This window comes from uncultured Paracoccus sp., assembly GCF_937873615.1.
GTDB lineage: Bacteria > Pseudomonadota > Alphaproteobacteria > Rhodobacterales > Rhodobacteraceae > Paracoccus.
Genome location: NZ_CALMYP010000023.1, coordinates 1 through 16,777, shown reverse-complemented (window position 1 = coordinate 16,777; position 16,777 = coordinate 1). Strand labels below are relative to the sequence as shown.

Here is a 16,777-nt window from a genome sequence, read left to right as displayed (position 1 = left end):
CCACCCCTGCACGAGCCCGATTGTCTTCGCACAGCCTTTCCAATTAGGTAAAATGACGCAATCGCCGACCCCGAATCCCGAGGTCGTCCAGAAGGAGTTTTGCCCGTGCCGAAGGGTGATGAAACCAAAGCCGACGCATCGCGGAACGGTGTCGATGCCGGTGCTTCGGCTGGTTCGGTCTCGCAGCAGCATCAGCTTTTCGAACAGATCGAGCAATCCTCGGTCCCCAGCCTGAATTTCTACTTCATGCTCGGCATGGCCACGGCCATCGCCTCTTTCGGGCTGCTCAGCAACAGTGCCCCGGCGATCATCGGCGCGATGATCGTGGCGCCGCTGATGTCGCCCATTATCGGTTTTTCCTTCGCCGCGATCACCGGCGCCCATAAGCTGGCCGTGCAATCCCTGACCTCGATCCTGACCGGCATCCTGCTGGTGGTCGGCATTGCCTATTTCTGCACCGAGGTACTTGGCCTGCGGGTCGTCGGCTCTGAAATCCTGGCGCGGACGGCACCTTCGACGCTGGACATGCTGGTGGCGCTCTGCTCGGGCGCGGCGGCGGCCTTTGCCCATGCCCGGCCCGGCATCGCCAGTTACATCGCCGGGGTGGCCATCGCGGTGGCGCTCGTGCCACCTCTGTCTGTCGTCGGCATCGGGCTGGCGCTTGGCAATGATGCCGTTTCGGCCCAGGCCATCGCCATGTCGGACCTGCACCATCAGGGCAATGGCAACAGCATGGCCGCAGGCGCGCTGCTGCTGTTCGTGACCAACTTCCTCGGCATCGTGGCGGCGGCCATGCTGATCTTCGGGTTGCAGGGCTATGGCAGCTGGCGCAAGCCGGTCGTGGTCGCCGTGGCGCTCATGATGGCGTCCTATTTCGTGGTCGACAAGCTGGACCGGCGGCTGGAAATCATCTTCGTCGAGGATCTGGTCAAGCGGCTTTATGTGCAGGCGGTCAACGAGGGTTCGGATATCGTCAGCGAAGACAGCTATGTCTGGCAGGTCCGGGGCGAGCGGGTCGGCGGCCAGCTTTCGGTCTCGGTGGTTCTGCTTGGGCTGCGCGCGAATCTGGACCGGGTCAAGGAAACCTCGGAACGCTTCCGCGAGTTGATCTCGGCAGAGCTGGGCGAGGAAGTTACCCTCAGACTGGAAATCATCCCGATCTCGGTCATCTTCCACGAGGCGAAGCCGCCGGAAGCGCCCGCAGAATAGGCGGCGTTGGATCAGATCGGTCCTGCCTCGCAATGGTCGGCAAAGAGCCAGTCTTGCCGTCAGCGAGGCGCCAGATAGTCAGCGGACACATAACCCGAAACGCCTGGCCGGTCGGTGAGCGCAACCTTGCACCAGACTTTGCCCTCATTCGTTACGCAGTTCTGACGGGTAAGGGGCGTTCCGTCGGGCAGGCCGACTATGATCTTGTGGTTGAGCCCGGGGCCTTCACGAAGCTTCAGCAGATCGTCAGGTCCGGCGCCCTTGACCACCGCACCAGAACCGACCGCGCATCCGGTGAGCACCATGAGAGCGAGAAGAGCCGCTAAATGAGTTCGCATTGTCTGACCTCGGTTGTTTTGCCATCACTACGACACCGTGGCGGCAAATGACAGCTGGGCAGGTGTCGGGTCAAGGTGAGGCGGGTCACAAGTTGCGCAAGCCCAGCCCTTGAAGGCTCGTTCAACAGAGCGTCGATTCCGGTCGAGATTTCGCCGCATTATCAGCCCGGCGGCGCTTGGAGGATGTGGTCAAGCAGCACGGGACGGGCCTGACAGGCGGCTGTGGATCTGCCATGCCGATAAGGTCGCGACCGATTCGGCTTGGACAGGCGTTTGGCCGCACGATCCCTCATCGGACTGCCGCGAGGGAAGCATGGTGACAATCAAGGAAGAATATCGCGGCAATTGACCATCGCCAAACTGGTCGGAGCGAGAGGATTCGAACCTCCGACCCCCTGCTCCCGAAGCAGGTGCGCTACCAGGCTGCGCTACGCTCCGACCGTGAGGTGGCTGGTAGCCTGCGCGGTGCGGGAATGCAAGGCCTCTCAGCCGGAAAACGGCGGCGACCTGGGCTCGGGTGCACGGGCGGCCATTCTGAACGCATCGAGCCCTCCGTCTCAAGCTGCAGCGAAGGGCAGAAAGGCCAGCTAGAGAGGCACGGGCCGCTGACGCCAGGTGGGGACTGCGGCTACCCTATCCGTTTGGATAGGAAAACATGATCTTTAGTTGCCAATGTGCAATAATGCACTTAGGATGTAATCAATTTGACGCAACGTTCTTCCACATGTCTGTAACGACCAGGAGCGAGTTATGCCTAGCCAGACGATTACGGCCTCCGATACCATCGACGGTGTGCCCGTCACGACGACAACGACCGTTCCCGAATACGCAACCGACTCCATCACCATCAGCCATGATGTCAGTCTTGGTGCGCAGGACAACTCCGATATCAATATCGCGCTTGCGATCGACACATCCGGTTCGACCGCATGGGATTCTGGCAGCGATGTAGATGGTGACGGCGATAACGACACCTATCTGGAAGCGCAGCAGCTTGCCGCGAAGGAATTGTTCGAAGCCTATGTGGCTGCCGGCTATGACCCGTCGCGTGTGACGATCACGCTGGTAGAGTATGGATCGTCGGGAACGGTCCTCGGGATATTCAATCTCGACGATCAGGCGGCGTTCAATGCTGCGGTCGATGGGCTGGACTCCAGCGGATCGACGAACTTTGAAGACCCGCTGCAGGATATTTATGGTTCTTGGAGCTCCCAAGGTGTCGATCCAACTGCGAATAACACGGTGATCTTCCTGTCCGATGGTATGCAGAACTCAGGCGGAACCTTCACTGACGACGCTTCCGCCCTTTCTAGCACCTTCGGGGCCAATATCTCGGCCATCGGTGTTGGGGTAAACAGCAGCCTGAGCCAACTCAACCAAATGGATAATACCGGCGGTGCAGTCAAGGTCACCAATGTCGCCGACATCCTTAACGAGATCACCTCTCCTCCGCCGATTCTCGACGTCGATTCCGTCACGGTGGAGCTGAGTTATGTAGACGCCAATAATAATCCGCACACGTTCAGCTATATCTATGATATCAATAATGCGCCGATAACACCGACCCCCACGGGCTATAACATCAACGGCCATGAGATCGATTTCAATCCGCTGCCATTGGCTGGCACAAATATCGACGTGACCGTGACGACCTCTTTCAACAACGGTGCCGATTCGATCAGCACAGGCATCATCGCTGTGCCGGCCTATACCTGCTTCTCGGCCGATGTCTTGATCATGACCGATCGGGGCGAGGTCAGGGCCGGTGATCTGGTGGCCGGGGATATGGTGATGACCTTCGATAACGGGTTGCAGCCGCTTCTCTGGGTCGGCAAGCGGGCGGTCGCGCCGGAAATGCTGCGCAGTCTGCCGAAGATCTGCCCGATCCGCATCAAGGCGGGCGCGCTTGGGCCCTATATCCCTCAGCGCGATATGGTCGTGTCGCCGCAGCACCGCATCCTTGTCGCCTCGGCCATTGCCGAGCGCATGTTCGGCTGCGCGGAAGTGCTGGTCGCGGCGAAGCACCTGCTCGATCTTGAGGGGGTGGAACGGGCGGAGGACCTGGAAACGGTCGAATACGTCCACTTCGCCTTCGAGCGTCACGAACTCGTCTTCTCGGACGGTGCCATCAGCGAAAGCCTGTTTGCCGGGCAGCAGGCGTTGAACATGATGCTGCCGGAACAGCGCGAGGAACTGCTGACGATCTTCCCGGAATGGGACATGCCGGATTTCGTGCCGGTGCCCGTGCGCGAAATTCCGAAAGGTGCGCGGCAAAAGCACCTGGTTGCGCGTCACCAGATCAATGAAAAGGCGCTTGCCAAGCTGAACTGACGACGCGCGCTGTCGGCAAGGTGTCGCCGGCTGGTCTTGCCGGCGACGACGAACGGGACATCCTGTTCAGGCATTGGGCATGGAGATGCGGTCTCTCATGCCGCGCCTGAACAGTCAGGCTGTGTTGCGTTCGATCAAAGCGACCTTTGAGACTTATCCAGCAGCCTTGAAGCGGTTCCAGCGCGTTCCTGCGAAACGCCACCTCAATTGAGATGGCGTTTCATCACCATACGCCACCGAGTTGTTCACTTTGCACAACCGGCTTGTTGTTGTTCTTGTGTCGTATCGCCAGCTTTCTTCCCATACGGCCATTGGCCAGCATGCGGCAGGACAAAGGTTCATAGTCGACGTCAGCCAGTTCCGGGAAAATGGTCAGTATCTCGGCCTTGGACTCCGGGCTGACCGACTTCAGAGCCTGCGGTCCCGTATAGAGGCTCTCTGTCAATGCGCTGTTGGAGAACACCACCTCGTGGCGGTCAAACAGGATATGGACATAGGTCACCTCGATCACATCATGCGCGACATCAATACCGGCGAGCGGCACCAGGTGCTTCGCGGCAACCAGAACCTCGGTCGCGCCAAACATCCTTTGGGCGATTTGCGAAGCCACCAGAACCCGATGCTGGGGTGAAACCAGAAGGTCCTGCGCCGGGGTTCCATTGCCGAGTGCGCCGGCCTGAATACGGATCGGTTGCAGCGCGGGCTGTTCCGCGAGATCAAAGTAGGACAGACGCCGCTTGCCGATCCAGCGGATCGGTTGGTAGCCATTGTCAGCGGTCAGAACAAGATCACCCTGAGACAGATCCTCGACCGGGGTCTCGCCATATGGGGTTCTGATCAGCGTGCCAGACGCGAAGCACACAAGCAACGCAACATGAGCGACGTCCCCGATGCCGTGGAAGGATGTGGACGGCGTGATGATAATATTGGATCCATCACCGACATTGAAATCATTGCTGAACGCGTAATACTGCCCATTGACCGCCGGGGAACCCACACCGGTGTAGTTGTCCGAGACACGGATTTGATAAAGGCGTCCGGTTTCCCCGGTTACGGTATTGGTCACGTCATAATAGCCGCGCGCAAACACATAGGCCCCGGCAGCGTGTGTCCCGAACCCTTGGGAAAGGTTCTGAATGTTGGCATCCAGCGTCTGGCCCGCACCATCATCAACGCTGTCCTCAAGAATGCTGTCCTGGTCATTGACGAACATTGAGCTGAGATCGGCTTCGTTCACCGTTGCACCGCCGCCAATGATGGCATTGGCCAGGGTGTCCGAGATCACCTGATTATACTCGAACTCCTCAATCGGATCGCCGCCGGCAAGATCGGCGTAATTCGTATTGCCTACAGCACTCCAGGACTTGATCACAAAGGTTGAGCCCGGCGGCACATCATGCTGGAAGTTAAAGTATACGTTTCCACCAATGACGATCTGGTTCATTTCCAGCGTGTATTTGGTTCCATCCGGCTCGGTGACGTCAATCTCGCCGGTGACGCGTGAATAAAGGCCCGTTCCCGCTGGAATGCCATCATAGTCGTTGGTCAGGACTTGCAGCGTTGGATCCACCGTTTGGCCCGCGCCGTCATTATTGTTGTCCTCGAGTATCGAGTCATCATCCGTGATATCAATGGAATCCGGAGTCGCAGATGCGTTGAGGGTAAAGGTCCCGGTTTCCTGGTCCGTCAGACCGCCGGTAAAATCAGATACCGAATACAAGTTGCTTAATGTCGGCATGATGATGCCCTTCCCCGTTGCTTCACGTTGCACGCGACAAGCCACTGTGAATCGCGGAACTGGTGCAAAGGCAGGGGAAGCGCAGCTAACGTTTGCGAGACGTATGCTGACGATTCATTCCCAGCCCGCTGCACAGCTTCAGAGAACCACTTGGCTGCCGGGTGCGATTGCAGAATACCCCCGCCGGGGGGGGAGAGGGGAAGCTACCCATTGGGCGTTGATCCTTAACCGTTTGCCCGCGATCCGCGCCAACAGGCGATTGCCACCCCGCAGCCGCTTGAGAAAGGGCGCGTTGGGGGCGTATTTCCCGGCCCGCCCCGAAAGGCGCGGCCGGGATCAGGGGTCTTCACCGGGCGGAAAAGCGCGCGGCAAGGTCCTGTGCGGTCCAGTCTTCCAGCGCCTGATCGGCCGCCGCATCGCGGGCGGCGATCCAGTCGGCATCGTCACCGAACCGGCTGTCCAGCCGCGCGATCAGCGACGCCGCCTGCCCGTCGCCCGCCGCCGCAGCCGAACCGGCCAGTCGGCGCGCCAGCAGATAGCTGCGCGGAACGCCCTTACCCTCTGCATAGGCATAGGCGAGATCACGCAGTTTCGCGACGGTGTCGAAGGCATCCGCCGGGACATCCGAGTCTGCCGGCGCTTGCGCGGCGAGCAGGTCCGCCGTCGCAATACGTCCCTCGATCCGGTCGAGCGCCGCGGGCGCAGAACTGTCACCAAGAACGGCGGCCTTCTGGGCATGGGCATAGGCGCTGGCGGGATCGGTATCGGTGCTCAGCCGGGCGACGGTCAGCATGGCTTCGGCATTGTCTTCAAGTGGGCTCAGCACCTCGATGGCGCGGCGGCTGTTCTGCGGCAGACCGCGCCCCTCGGCCAGGGCCAGGCCAAGGGCCAGCGGATCGTCGAGGCTGTCCGGCGCCGCGATCAGCGGCAGGGGCGGCGTCGGCCGGGCATTGGTGAAGACGGGTTGCAACTGGACCACCGCCTCCTCGGGGGTGAGCCATCGGGTGGTATCGAAGGTGATGGGCTCGCCGGGGCGTATCTCGGCGGTGACCAGTCCGGGCTGGGCGATGAAATTCGTCAAAACCCCGGCCAGTGCCTCCTCGGTGGTGCGAAGCTCGGTCCCCGGCTCGGCGGTGACGACGCCCTGTACCGCCTCCGGACCGATCATGTCGGGCGGCATCAGCGGTTTCAGACGCTCCCACAGACCGAGATTCTCGGCGGTGAGATGGGCCGCGCGCAACTGGCCGCGCAGACCGGCCTCGGGCTGGGACGGCCCCATGCCCGGCTGGATCAGGTTGCCGTCCTTGTCGAAAGTCGGATCGTTGACATCGTAAGGATTGCTCTGCCCGGAGATTTCCTCCAGCAGGCCGGGCATCGAGAGGGCGACATAGGCGAAATCGGCGCTGCCTTCGATCCGGGCAATGCCGGGGCTGACCGCCTCGATATCGAAGGTTGCCGCACCGCTGCCTGAGATCTGGCGTGCGTCGATGACCAGCGATTCCAGCGGAATCGTCGGTCCGCCCGTGACCATGCCGATCATCGCGGCATTGGGGCCGAAGCAATTGGTGGCAATGGCCAGATCCGAGGCCTCGAACCGGCTGCGCAGATCCTCGGCCCCCCAGAAGCTGAGGCCGGACACTTCCAGCTTGCCGAGCGTGATCGAACAGTTCTCGTAATCGCCGATCCCGTCGATCTGAAGGTCGCGCATCACCAGCGATCCGCGCGCGCTGTCGGCCTCCAGCGCGCCATAGCGGATATCGGCCACGACACGGCCATAGGACACCGCAACCCGCGCCAGTGCTTCGGCCACGGTTGCAGCGGAAAAGCCCTGACCTTCATCTCCCGCCGCAGACGCGGCACCCGCCCCACCCATTACGATGGCGGTCAAAAGTGCCAGTGGCAGGAACGAGATCGCGTTGATGGTGCCTGCAGCATCGTCCAGCGGCGCGCGATAGGCGGGGTCGGTCTGAGCCGAAGCCGTGCCTGCCATGATCATCGACAAGGCGGTTCCCGAGGCAATCTTGCGGGCAATCGAACTCATGCTGAAAATCCTCTGATAACGGTTCGCCGCCAAGAAAGGGCAGGTCGCCCGGATTTGCAAGGCCATGTGGCGGGGCCTTTCTTAATGCGATCCGGCGATTCTGCCGATGAAGGGTTTGAACAATCGTTACCTTTAGTTGAAAGTGGATGTGGTTCCGGAACGCCCGGAGGTTGTGAAGGCAGGTCTCTTGTCGATCGCTGATACGGATATCGTCACCTTTGGTGAACTTCCCGGCTTGGCCGGGCGGCCCGGTTCGATCACCGCCCTTCTGGACGCGGCGCGCCTGCCGGGTCTGCCCGCCCGGATCAAGGCGTCGGGGGCGGCAGCCCTGAGCCTTTTCGACGGCAGCAAGGCAGCCCAGAAGCTGCGCGATGTCGCGCCCTATCTGGTCAGCCTGAATGGCGAGCTTTCGCAATTGCAGGCCTTGCTGGGCGGCCCAGACGACCTGACCGCCAAGCCGCGGGTGCTGCATGGTATCCTTCTTCTGTCCAGCCTCGGGCTGAACCCGCTCCGCCGGCATTTCCGGCGCTTTCTGCATGCCGAGGCCGAGGGGCGGCCCTGCCTTTTCCGGTTCTGGGACCCGCCCGCCGCCATTGCCTATTTCGATGCCATCGCCCGGGCCGAGGACCGCTGGCACTGGTTTTCCCCCCGCGAAGGTGGCCTGATCGATGCAATCCTGGTGCCGGATGGTGTCCCGGACCGGCTGCGCGCCTATCGTGCCGGGCCAATCCCCGCAGGGCCTGCCCGCCCCATCCGGCCGTTCCGACTGGGCACGGACGAACTGGCGGCGCTGAAAGCAACCCGGTCGCAGGTTGGCGAGGATCAGCTTGTCGCGCAGATGAACGCCGCTTTTCCGCAACTGGTCACACAGATCGGCGCCGAGGATTTTGACCGCATTGTCCGAAAGACCGCTCTGCGCTGCGCCGGCTTCGGGATCAGTCAGCATGCGCATCTGTTCCGCATCGCCGCCTGGGACCTACATGCGCGCGGCAGGTTCGAGGATGTCGATCCGGGACATGAACTGGCCCGCATCCTTGCCGCCGATCTGAACGAGGTCGAGAAGATGCGAGGCCTCGCCGCCCGTATTGCGACACTCGCGCCGGCCAATTCCCAACTGCCCATAGACTGAGGTTCAAGGCGACGGCCTCTTGACCCGCGCTTCGACAGCGGTCATTCAGGCGGTGCTCAGGTTCCGGCGCTCGCGCGTCGGTGAAAAGGGAACACGGGATCGGCCTTCGGGTCGTGGCCGTGGCTGCCCCCGCAACTGTAGGCGGAGAGTGACGCCATTCGTGCCACTGGGAAACCGGGAAGGCCGGCGAAGCCGAGACCCGCAAGCCAGGAGACCTGCCCGGGCATTCACCCTTTCCGTGGTGCGGGGCGCGCCAAGGAAGCGGCAGGACCGCAGCGGTGATGTTTCACCCCTGCGGATCACCCGCAGGCATTCTCTTGACCGGCCCTGTTTCCCTTGGGCCAAATGAAAGACATGCCAATGCGCCTTGCCTTTTTGCTTTGCTTTACTGCCCTTCCCGTCGCCGCTCTGGCGCAGGAAGCCGATACCATCCAGCTCGACCCTCTCTATCTCGATGCCGGGCTGACCCCGATCGAGGCGCAGGCCTATGGCCGCGCCAATACCGTCCTGACCGCCAGGGAAATCGAGGAACGCGGCATCGCCACCGTTCAGGACGCGCTGCGCCAGGTGCCGGGCGTCGCCGTCAGCGCCTCGGGCGAAAGCAATACCCAGATCCGCATTCGCGGGGCTGAGGGCAATCACACGCTGGTGCTGATCGACGGCATCCGCGCCGCCGCCGGCGATCAGGAATATTACTTCTCGGGCCTCTCGACCGCCAATATCGAGCGGATCGAGGTTCTGCGCGGCCCGCAATCGGTCTTCTTCGGCGCCGATGCCTCGGCCGGGGTGATCAATATCGTCACCGACAAGGGGGGCGAGGGCCGGCAGGCCCGGGTCGGGGTCGAATATGGCGATGGCTGGTCGGGTTACGCCCATCTCAGCCAGCGCAGCGCGCGCGGCGGGGTGGCGCTGAATTTCAGCCGCCGCAACGATCACGGCTATGACATCTCGGGCAGCGGCGGCGACGATGACGGGCTGCGGCGTTCCTCGGTGCAGTTCGCGGCCGATTACGCGCTGACAGACTGGCTGAGCGCCGGCGTCAACCTGCGCCGCGCCGACGAGACATACGAATATGACGGGGTAAGCTGGGCGGCGACCGGCCCGGACGACTATCTTCAGGACAGCGACAACCGCGCCGACCGGGTGGAACGCGGCGGCCAGCTTTGGCTTGAGGCCGAGACCCTGGACGGACGGCTGAACCACCGCCTGTCTTACGATCAGACCCGCTACGAATATGACGATCACCAATGGACCCGGACCGAGGCGCGCACCGATCTGTGGAAATACCGCGCCGTCTACGGCGTCGACGGCACTGTCGATGCCGCAACCCAGACCGTCGCCTTCGGGCTGGAACACCGCAAGGACGAGAACAGCCTTGCGACGAGCCAGAATCGCCGCTCGGATTCCGCCATCGTCGAATATCGCGGTGCCTTCGCCAATGGGCTGGATGTCCAGCTTGGCCTGCGCCACGATAATAACGATGTCTTCAAGGACGCCACCACCTGGTCGCTCGGGCTAAGCTGGCAGATGCCGAACGCGCCCTTGCGGCTCCATGCCTCGGCCGGGCGCGGCGTCGTCAACCCCGCCTATGCCGAGCTTTTCGGCGGCTGGGGCTATGTCGGCAACCCGGACCTGACGCCCGAGGAAAACCGCAGCTTCGATCTGGGCGTCGAGGCGACGCTGCTTGACGGGCGCGCCGTGGTCGACCTGACCCTGTTCCGCGAGGATCTGAAAAACGAGATCACCTGGTCCGGCGTGACCCTGCCCGATGGCACCAATTACTATAATCAGGACGGCACCAGCAAACGCCGGGGCGTCGAGATCGCCGGCAACTGGCAGGCCAGCGACAGCCTCAGCCTCGGGGCCGATTACACCTATCTGCACGCCAGAAACCCCGATGGCAGCGTCGAAATCCGCCGCCCGCGCCACCAGTTCGGCCTGAACGCGACCTATCTGTTCGCAGAAGGGCGCGGCAGCGTCTCGGGCGACGTGACCTATGTGGCCGGGAATTACGACGCCGAAGGCTGGGGCACCTATGCGGTGACCGAACTGCCGGATTACACCGTGGTCAACATGGCCGCCGGCTATGACCTGACCGACCGGGTGCGGCTGACCGGGCGGGTGACGAACCTGTTCGACGAAGGTTATGCCGATGCCTGGGGCTATCCGGCGCGTGGCCGCACCGCCTATCTGGGGTTGAACGCGAAATGGTAAGGCTGGCCGCCGCGCTTGCGATCATGCTCGCGGGCGCGGCGGCCCCGGTCCTGGCAGAGGCGCCGCGGCGCGTCGTGTCGATGAACCTCTGCACCGATCAACTGGCGATGCTGGTCGCGGCGCCGGGGCAGCTTGCCTCGGTCTCATGGCTCGCCGTTGACCCGAGCGTGTCGCTGATGAGCGATGAGGCCAGGGGCCTTCCCCTCAATCACGGCAGCGCCGAGGAGGTGTTTCTTCACGCCCCCGACCTGATTCTTGCCGGAACCTGGTCGACCGGCCCGGCGGTCGAGATGCTGCGCCAGCTGGGGTTTCGGGTCGAGACCCTGCCGCCGGCAAATTCCATCGCCGATATCCGCGACCAGATCGCCCGGATGGGCGCGTTGCTGGACCAGCCCGACCGCGCGGCGGCGGTGCTGGCGCGCTTCGATGCCGATCTGGCGGCGATCACGCCGGGGCCGGCGCGGCTGGCCGCGACTTATGGCGCCAATGGCATGACCGCCGGACCTGACAGCCTGTCGGCCGAGGTCATGCAACGGGCCGGGCTGGTGCCCCTGTCCGAAAGGCTGGGCCTTGCCGGCGGTCATCTGGCGCTGGAAGAATTGGTCATGGCCGCGCCCGAGATGCTGGTGACGGGCAGCCGCTACGACCCGCCCTCGCGCGCCGAAAGCATCACCGATCACCCCGCCTTTGCCGCCATCCCGGCCGAGCGGCGCAGCGTCCCCGACCGCGACTGGATCTGCGGCTTGCCCGCCATCGCCGGCACCGCCGCGAGGCTGGCGCAATGAGGGTGCTGCTGCCGCTTTGCCTTCTTTGCCTGACCTTGATGCTGGCCTCGCTGCTGATCGGGCCGGCGGATGCCGGGATCGGCGAGAGCCTGCGGGCGCTGTGGTCAGGCGAAGGCGCGCTCGGGCTGGTAATGCGCGAGATCCGGGCGCCGCGCGCGGTGCTGGGGCTGCTGGTCGGCGCCTCGCTGGGACTGTCGGGCGCGGCCATGCAGGGCTATCTGCGCAACCCGCTGGCCGAGCCGGGGCTGATCGGCGTCTCCGCTTCCGCCGCCCTTGGCGCGGTGATCGCCCTGCAGACCGGCATCGCCGCCGCTTTCGCGCTGGCGCTGCCGATGGCGGCGCTGGCGGGGGCGGGCATCGCGGTTGGGCTGATCGTGCTGCTGGCCGGGCCGGGCGGCGGTTCGCTGGCGCTGATCCTGGCGGGGGTCGCGATTTCCGCCTTCGCCGGGGCGCTGACCTCGCTGGTCCTGAACCTCTCGCCCAATCCCTTCGCGGCGGGCGAGATCGTGTTCTGGATGATGGGCTCGCTGGCCGACCGGTCCTGGCTGCATGTCGCCATTGCCGCGCCGGTCATGGCGGCAGGCGCGGCCCTGCTGTGGGGCGCGGGCCGTGGTCTCGATGCGCTGACGCTGGGGGAGGACGCAGCGGCCTCGATGGGCATCGACCTGCGCGGGCTTCGGCTGCGCGTCGTTCTGGGGGTCGCGGCCATGGTCGGGGCGGCGACGGCGGTGGCGGGTGCGGTGGGCTTTGTCGGGCTTGTGGTGCCGCATCTGCTGCGCGGCGCGGTCGGCGGCAGGCCGGGGCGGCTGCTGCTGGCATCCGCGCTTGGCGGGGCGGCGCTTGTGCTGGCCGCCGATATCGTGGTGCGGGTCGTGCTGCCGGGGCGCGACCTGAAGCTGGGCGTGGTCATGGCCCTGATCGGCGCGCCGGTCTTCCTGCACCTGATCTGGCGGCAAAGGCGGGGTTTCTGATGCGGGTCGAGATCCGGAACCTGACCGTCCGGCGCGGCGCCCGCGTCACCCTCGATACCGCCAGCCTGTCCCTTGGCGGTGGGGAGTTCGTCGGGCTGATCGGCCCCAATGGCGCCGGCAAGACGACGCTGATGCGCGCGGCCCTCGGGCTGATCCCGGCCGAGGGCGCCTCGACCCTTTCCGCCCTGCCGCCCGCCCGCCGTGCGCTGACCGCCGCATGGCTGCCGCAAGCGCGCGAAGCGGTCTGGCCGGTCAGCGTCGAAAACCTTATCCGCCTTGGCCGCATCCCGCATCGCCGCCCCGATGCCGACCCCGCCCATATCGAAGCCGCGCTGAGCCGCATGGGCCTGCAAGCCCTGCGCCATCGCCCCATCACCGAATTGTCGGGAGGAGAGCTTGCCCGCAGCCTGATCGCCCGCGCACTGGCGCAGGATACGCCCGTGCTGATGGCGGATGAACCCATTGCCGGGCTCGACCCCGCCTATCAGATCGCCACCATGCAACTGTTCCGGGATCTGGCGCAGGAAGGCCGCGCCGTGATCGCGTCGTTGCACGATCTCGGCCTGGCCGCGCGGCATTGCACAAGGCTGGTGATGATGGATCGGGGCCGGATCGTCGCCGACGGCCCGCCGGCCGAGGTGCTGACCCCCGACCTTCTGGCCCGCGTCTTCGGGATCGAGGGGCAGTTCGCACAAACGAAGGAAGGGCCGGTGTTCCAGCCCCTCCGAGTGTTGAGCTGAGGCGCCCCAACGGGGGCGCCCATGGCTCAGGCTGCGAGTTTGACGTCGAAGCGGTCGTTGTCCATGACCTTGGCCCATGCGGCCACGAAGTCGCGCACGAACTTCCCGGCATTGTCGTCCTGGGCATAGACCTCGGAATAGGCGCGCAGGATCGAGTTCGAGCCGAAAACCAGATCGGTGCTGGTCGCGGTCCATCTGGCCTTGCCGGTCTTGCGGTCGCGCAATTCGTAAAGCCCGTTGCCGACCGGCACCCACTGGAAGCGCATATCGGTCAGGTTGACGAAGAAGTCGTTCGTCAGCGCGCCCTCGCGGTCGGTGAAGACGCCGTGCTTGCTGCCACCATGATTGGTGCCCATGGCCCGCATGCCACCGGTCAGGACCACCATTTCCGGCGCCGTCAGGCCCAGAAGCTGGGTGCGGTCCAGCATCATTTCCTCGGGCGAGACGACATATTCGGTCTTCGCCCAGTTGCGATAGCCATCGGCCAGCGGCTCCAGCACGTCGAAGCTTTCGGCATCGGTCTGCGCATCGGTGGCGTCGCCGCGACCGGGCGTGAAGGGCACGGTGACATCGAAGCCCGCAGCCTTCGCCGCCTGCTCGACCCCCAGATTGCCGGCCAGCACGATCACATCGGCAATCGAGGCACCGGTTTCCGCCGCGATGGGCTCCAGCACCGACAGCACGCGGGCCAGACGCTCGGGCTCGTTGCCCTGCCAGTCCTTCTGCGGGGCCAGACGGATGCGCGCGCCATTGGCACCGCCGCGCATGTCCGAGCCGCGATAGGTCCGGGCGCTGTCCCATGCGGTCGAGACCATGTCGGCAACCGAAAGACCCGAAGCCGCGATCCTGGCCTTCACCGCCGCCGCGTCATAGCCGGTCGGGCCAGCCGGGATCGGGTCCTGCCAGATCAGCTCTTCCGAGGGCACATCGGGGCCGAAATAGCGCGCCTTCGGCCCCATGTCGCGATGGGTCAGCTTGAACCAGGCGCGGGCGAAAGCGTCATCCAGCGCCGACTGGTCCTTGTAGAATTTCTCGCAGATCTCTCGATAGATCGGGTCCATCTTCAGTGCCATGTCGGCATCGGTCATGATCGGGTTGTAGCGGATCGAGGGATCCTCGACATCGACCGGCTTGTCTTCCTCGGCGATCGAGACCGGCTCCCACTGGTTCGCGCCGGCGGGGCTTTTGCGCAGTTCCCAGTCATGTTCCAGCAGCATCTTCAGGAAACCGTTATCCCATTTCGTCGGATGGGTGGTCCAGGCGCCCTCAATGCCGCTCACGACCTGATCGCGGCCGATGCTGCGGCCCTTGGTGTTCAGCCAGCCGAGGCCCTGTTCGTCCAGCGGCGCGCCTTCCGGTGCCGGGCTGAGGTTCTCGGCCCGGCCATTGCCATGCGCCTTGCCGATGGTGTGGCCGCCGACGGTCAGGGCCACGGTTTCCTCGTCATTCATGGCCATGCGGGCGAAGGTCTCGCGCATCTGCGCGGCGGTCTTCAGCGGGTCCGGCTTGCCGTTCACCCCTTCCGGGTTCACATAGATCAGCCCCATCTGCACAGCGGCCAGCGGGTTTTCCATCGTCTCGGGCGCATCGACATTGTCGTAACGCCCGTCCGAGGGGGCCAGCCATTCCTTCTCGGCCCCCCAATAGGTGTCCTTCTCGGGGTGCCAGATATCCTCGCGGCCGAAGCCGAAACCAAAGGTTTTCAGGCCGGCCACGTCATAGGCGATGGTGCCGGCAAGGGCGATCAGGTCGGCCCAGCTGATCCGGTTGCCGTATTTCTTCTTGATCGGCCACAGGATGCGGCGGCCCTTGTCGGTATTGGCATTGTCCGGCCAGCTGTTGATCGGCGCGAAACGCTGGTTGCCGGTGCCGGCACCGCCGCGCCCGTCGGCCAGCCGGTAAGACCCCGCCGCGTGCCACGACACCCGCGCGAACATGCCGACATAGCTGCCCCAATCGGCGGGCCACCAGTCCTGGCTTTCGGTCATCAGCGCCCGCAGATCGGCCTTCAGCGCCGCGACATCCAGCTTCTTCAACTCATCGCGATAGTTGAAATCCGGGCCCATCGGGTTGGTCTTCGCATCGTGCTGCGACAGGATGTCGAGGTTCAGCGATTGCGGCCACCAGCTGGTCACCGATTCGCCGCTTTCGGTCATCCCGCCATGCATGACCGGGCATTTTCCGGTCGGATTGTCATTGCCATCCATCTGAAATCTCCTTGCTGGCTGGTCCGCCCCGGCCACCCGGGAACAGCGGAACGCGCGCTTCTTTCCGGGCCGAGAATAGCATCCGGGTCCGATCATGAATAATTGCATTTTCTTACCCGTAGTATAAATTGTTCTGATGTTATCTCTGACCTTGAAACAGCTTCGCTACTTCGAGGCGCTTGCCCGCACCGGCCAGTTCGGACGCGCTGCGGAAGACTGCGCCATCACCCAGCCGGCGCTGTCCATGCAGATCAAGGAGTTGGAGGCCCAACTGGGCGCGCCGCTGGTCGAACGGGGCGCGCGGCAGGTGCGGCTGACCGCGCTCGGCCATCAATTCGCCGCCCGCGCGCGCGAAATCCTGCGCGCCGTGGACGAGTTGGGCGATCTGGCCCGCGCCGATGGCGACAGCCTGTCCGGCCCGCTGCGGATCGGCGTCATTCCGACCGTCGCGCCCTATCTTCTGCCGCGCCTGATCCAGGCGTTGCAGCGGCAGTTCCCGCTGCTCGACCCGCAACCGCGAGAGACGGTGACCCTGCGGCTGATCGGCGACCTGCTAGAATCGCGGCTGGATATCGCCATTGTCGCGCTGCCGGTCTCGGAACCGGCGCTGCACGAGGTGGCGCTGTTCGACGAGGAATTCGTGCTGGTCCGCCCCGCGAGCGACGCCGAAATGCCGGTGCCGAGCGCCGAGGGCCTTCAGCAGATGCGCCTGCTGCTGCTGGAGGAAGGCCATTGCTTCCGCGATCAGGCGCTGTCCTTCTGCAAGCTGCCGCAGCCGGCGCGCGGGCTGATGGAAGGCAGTTCGCTGTCTACGCTCGTGCAAATGGTCGGCGCCGGGATCGGGGTGACGCTGATCCCCGAAATGGCGGTCGAGGTCGAGACCCGGCTGGCCAGCGTCTCGGTCGCGCGGCTGGCGCGGCCCCGACCGACGCGGACCATCGGCATGGTCTGGCGGAAATCCAATCCGCTGGCCGACCGTTTCGCCCAGATCGCCCAGATCGTCGCCGATATCGGGAAGACCTAGAGCATTTCGATTTTAACTTGATGCATATCCGGTGGCGGTGAAGTAGTTTG

General features: G+C 64.2%; 12 protein-coding genes, 1 tRNA gene and 1 riboswitch. Of the genes, 8 read left to right on the top strand and 5 right to left on the bottom strand.

Features of this window, described 5'->3' with window-relative positions; translation table 11 throughout:
* The first annotated feature begins 105 nt into the window (after nucleotides 1-105).
* Nucleotides 106-1,209: a DUF389 domain-containing protein gene (locus Q0330_RS07085; RefSeq protein WP_299476526.1), complete on the top strand. Its 1,104-nt coding sequence runs from the start codon at nucleotides 106-108 to the stop codon at nucleotides 1,207-1,209.
* 59 nt (nucleotides 1,210-1,268) lie between these two features.
* On the opposite strand, the gene Q0330_RS07080 is transcribed toward Q0330_RS07085, so the two are convergent.
* Nucleotides 1,269-1,547, bottom strand: a complete 279-nt coding sequence (locus Q0330_RS07080) for an SH3 domain-containing protein (RefSeq protein WP_299476523.1) — start codon at nucleotides 1,545-1,547, stop codon at nucleotides 1,269-1,271.
* A 361-nt stretch (nucleotides 1,548-1,908) separates the two neighbouring features.
* Nucleotides 1,909-1,985: transfer RNA gene (locus Q0330_RS07075), tRNA-Pro, on the bottom strand.
* 312 nt (nucleotides 1,986-2,297) lie between these two features.
* On the opposite strand from Q0330_RS07075, the gene Q0330_RS07070 reads away from it, so the two are divergent.
* Nucleotides 2,298-3,878, top strand: a complete 1,581-nt coding sequence (locus tag Q0330_RS07070; RefSeq protein WP_299476520.1) for a Hint domain-containing protein — start codon at nucleotides 2,298-2,300, stop codon at nucleotides 3,876-3,878.
* Between the two features lie 223 nt (nucleotides 3,879-4,101).
* Here Q0330_RS07070 and Q0330_RS07065 read toward each other — a convergent pair whose 3' ends face one another.
* Entirely contained in the window at nucleotides 4,102-5,649 is a 1,548-nt protein-coding gene (locus tag Q0330_RS07065; RefSeq protein WP_299476516.1) for a Hint domain-containing protein, read from the bottom strand.
* Between the two features lie 313 nt (nucleotides 5,650-5,962).
* On the bottom strand, nucleotides 5,963-7,657 hold the full coding sequence (locus Q0330_RS07060; RefSeq protein WP_299476513.1) for a hypothetical protein: 1,695 nt from the start codon (nucleotides 7,655-7,657) through the stop codon (nucleotides 5,963-5,965).
* Nucleotides 7,658-7,844: 187 nt separating this feature from the next.
* Here Q0330_RS07060 and Q0330_RS07055 point away from each other — a divergent pair, with 187 nt between their 5' ends.
* The 5 genes from Q0330_RS07055 to Q0330_RS07035 all read left to right on the top strand — a co-directional run bounded on the left by Q0330_RS07055 (nucleotide 7,845) and on the right by Q0330_RS07035 (nucleotide 13,496).
* Nucleotides 7,845-8,786: a DUF4123 domain-containing protein gene (locus Q0330_RS07055; protein ID WP_299476510.1), complete on the top strand. Its 942-nt coding sequence runs from the start codon at nucleotides 7,845-7,847 to the stop codon at nucleotides 8,784-8,786.
* Between the two features lie 41 nt (nucleotides 8,787-8,827).
* Nucleotides 8,828-9,024: riboswitch (cobalamin riboswitch) on the top strand.
* Nucleotides 9,025-9,140: 116 nt separating this feature from the next.
* A complete protein-coding gene (locus Q0330_RS07050; protein ID WP_299476508.1) occupies nucleotides 9,141-11,000 on the top strand; it encodes a TonB-dependent receptor in 1,860 nt (619 codons plus the stop codon).
* Nucleotides 10,994-11,785 (top strand): ABC transporter substrate-binding protein, encoded by a 792-nt coding sequence (locus Q0330_RS07045; RefSeq protein ID WP_299476505.1) that lies wholly within the window; start codon nucleotides 10,994-10,996, stop codon nucleotides 11,783-11,785. Before Q0330_RS07050 ends, Q0330_RS07045 begins: the two co-directional genes overlap by 7 nt.
* A complete protein-coding gene (locus Q0330_RS07040) occupies nucleotides 11,782-12,756 on the top strand; it encodes an iron ABC transporter permease (RefSeq protein ID WP_299476502.1) in 975 nt (324 codons plus the stop codon). The genes Q0330_RS07045 and Q0330_RS07040 overlap by 4 nt, the downstream gene beginning before the upstream one ends.
* A complete protein-coding gene (locus Q0330_RS07035; RefSeq protein WP_299476668.1) occupies nucleotides 12,753-13,496 on the top strand; it encodes an ABC transporter ATP-binding protein in 744 nt (247 codons plus the stop codon). Before Q0330_RS07040 ends, Q0330_RS07035 begins: the two co-directional genes overlap by 4 nt.
* 26 nt (nucleotides 13,497-13,522) lie before the next feature.
* Here Q0330_RS07035 and katG read toward each other — a convergent pair whose 3' ends face one another.
* Nucleotides 13,523-15,703 (bottom strand): catalase/peroxidase HPI, encoded by a 2,181-nt coding sequence (katG, locus tag Q0330_RS07030; protein ID WP_299476498.1) that lies wholly within the window; start codon nucleotides 15,701-15,703, stop codon nucleotides 13,523-13,525.
* 136 nt (nucleotides 15,704-15,839) lie between these two features.
* On the opposite strand from katG, the gene Q0330_RS07025 reads away from it, so the two are divergent.
* Nucleotides 15,840-16,727: a hydrogen peroxide-inducible genes activator gene (locus Q0330_RS07025; RefSeq protein ID WP_299476495.1), complete on the top strand. Its 888-nt coding sequence runs from the start codon at nucleotides 15,840-15,842 to the stop codon at nucleotides 16,725-16,727.
* The last annotated feature ends 50 nt before the right edge of the window (nucleotides 16,728-16,777 follow it).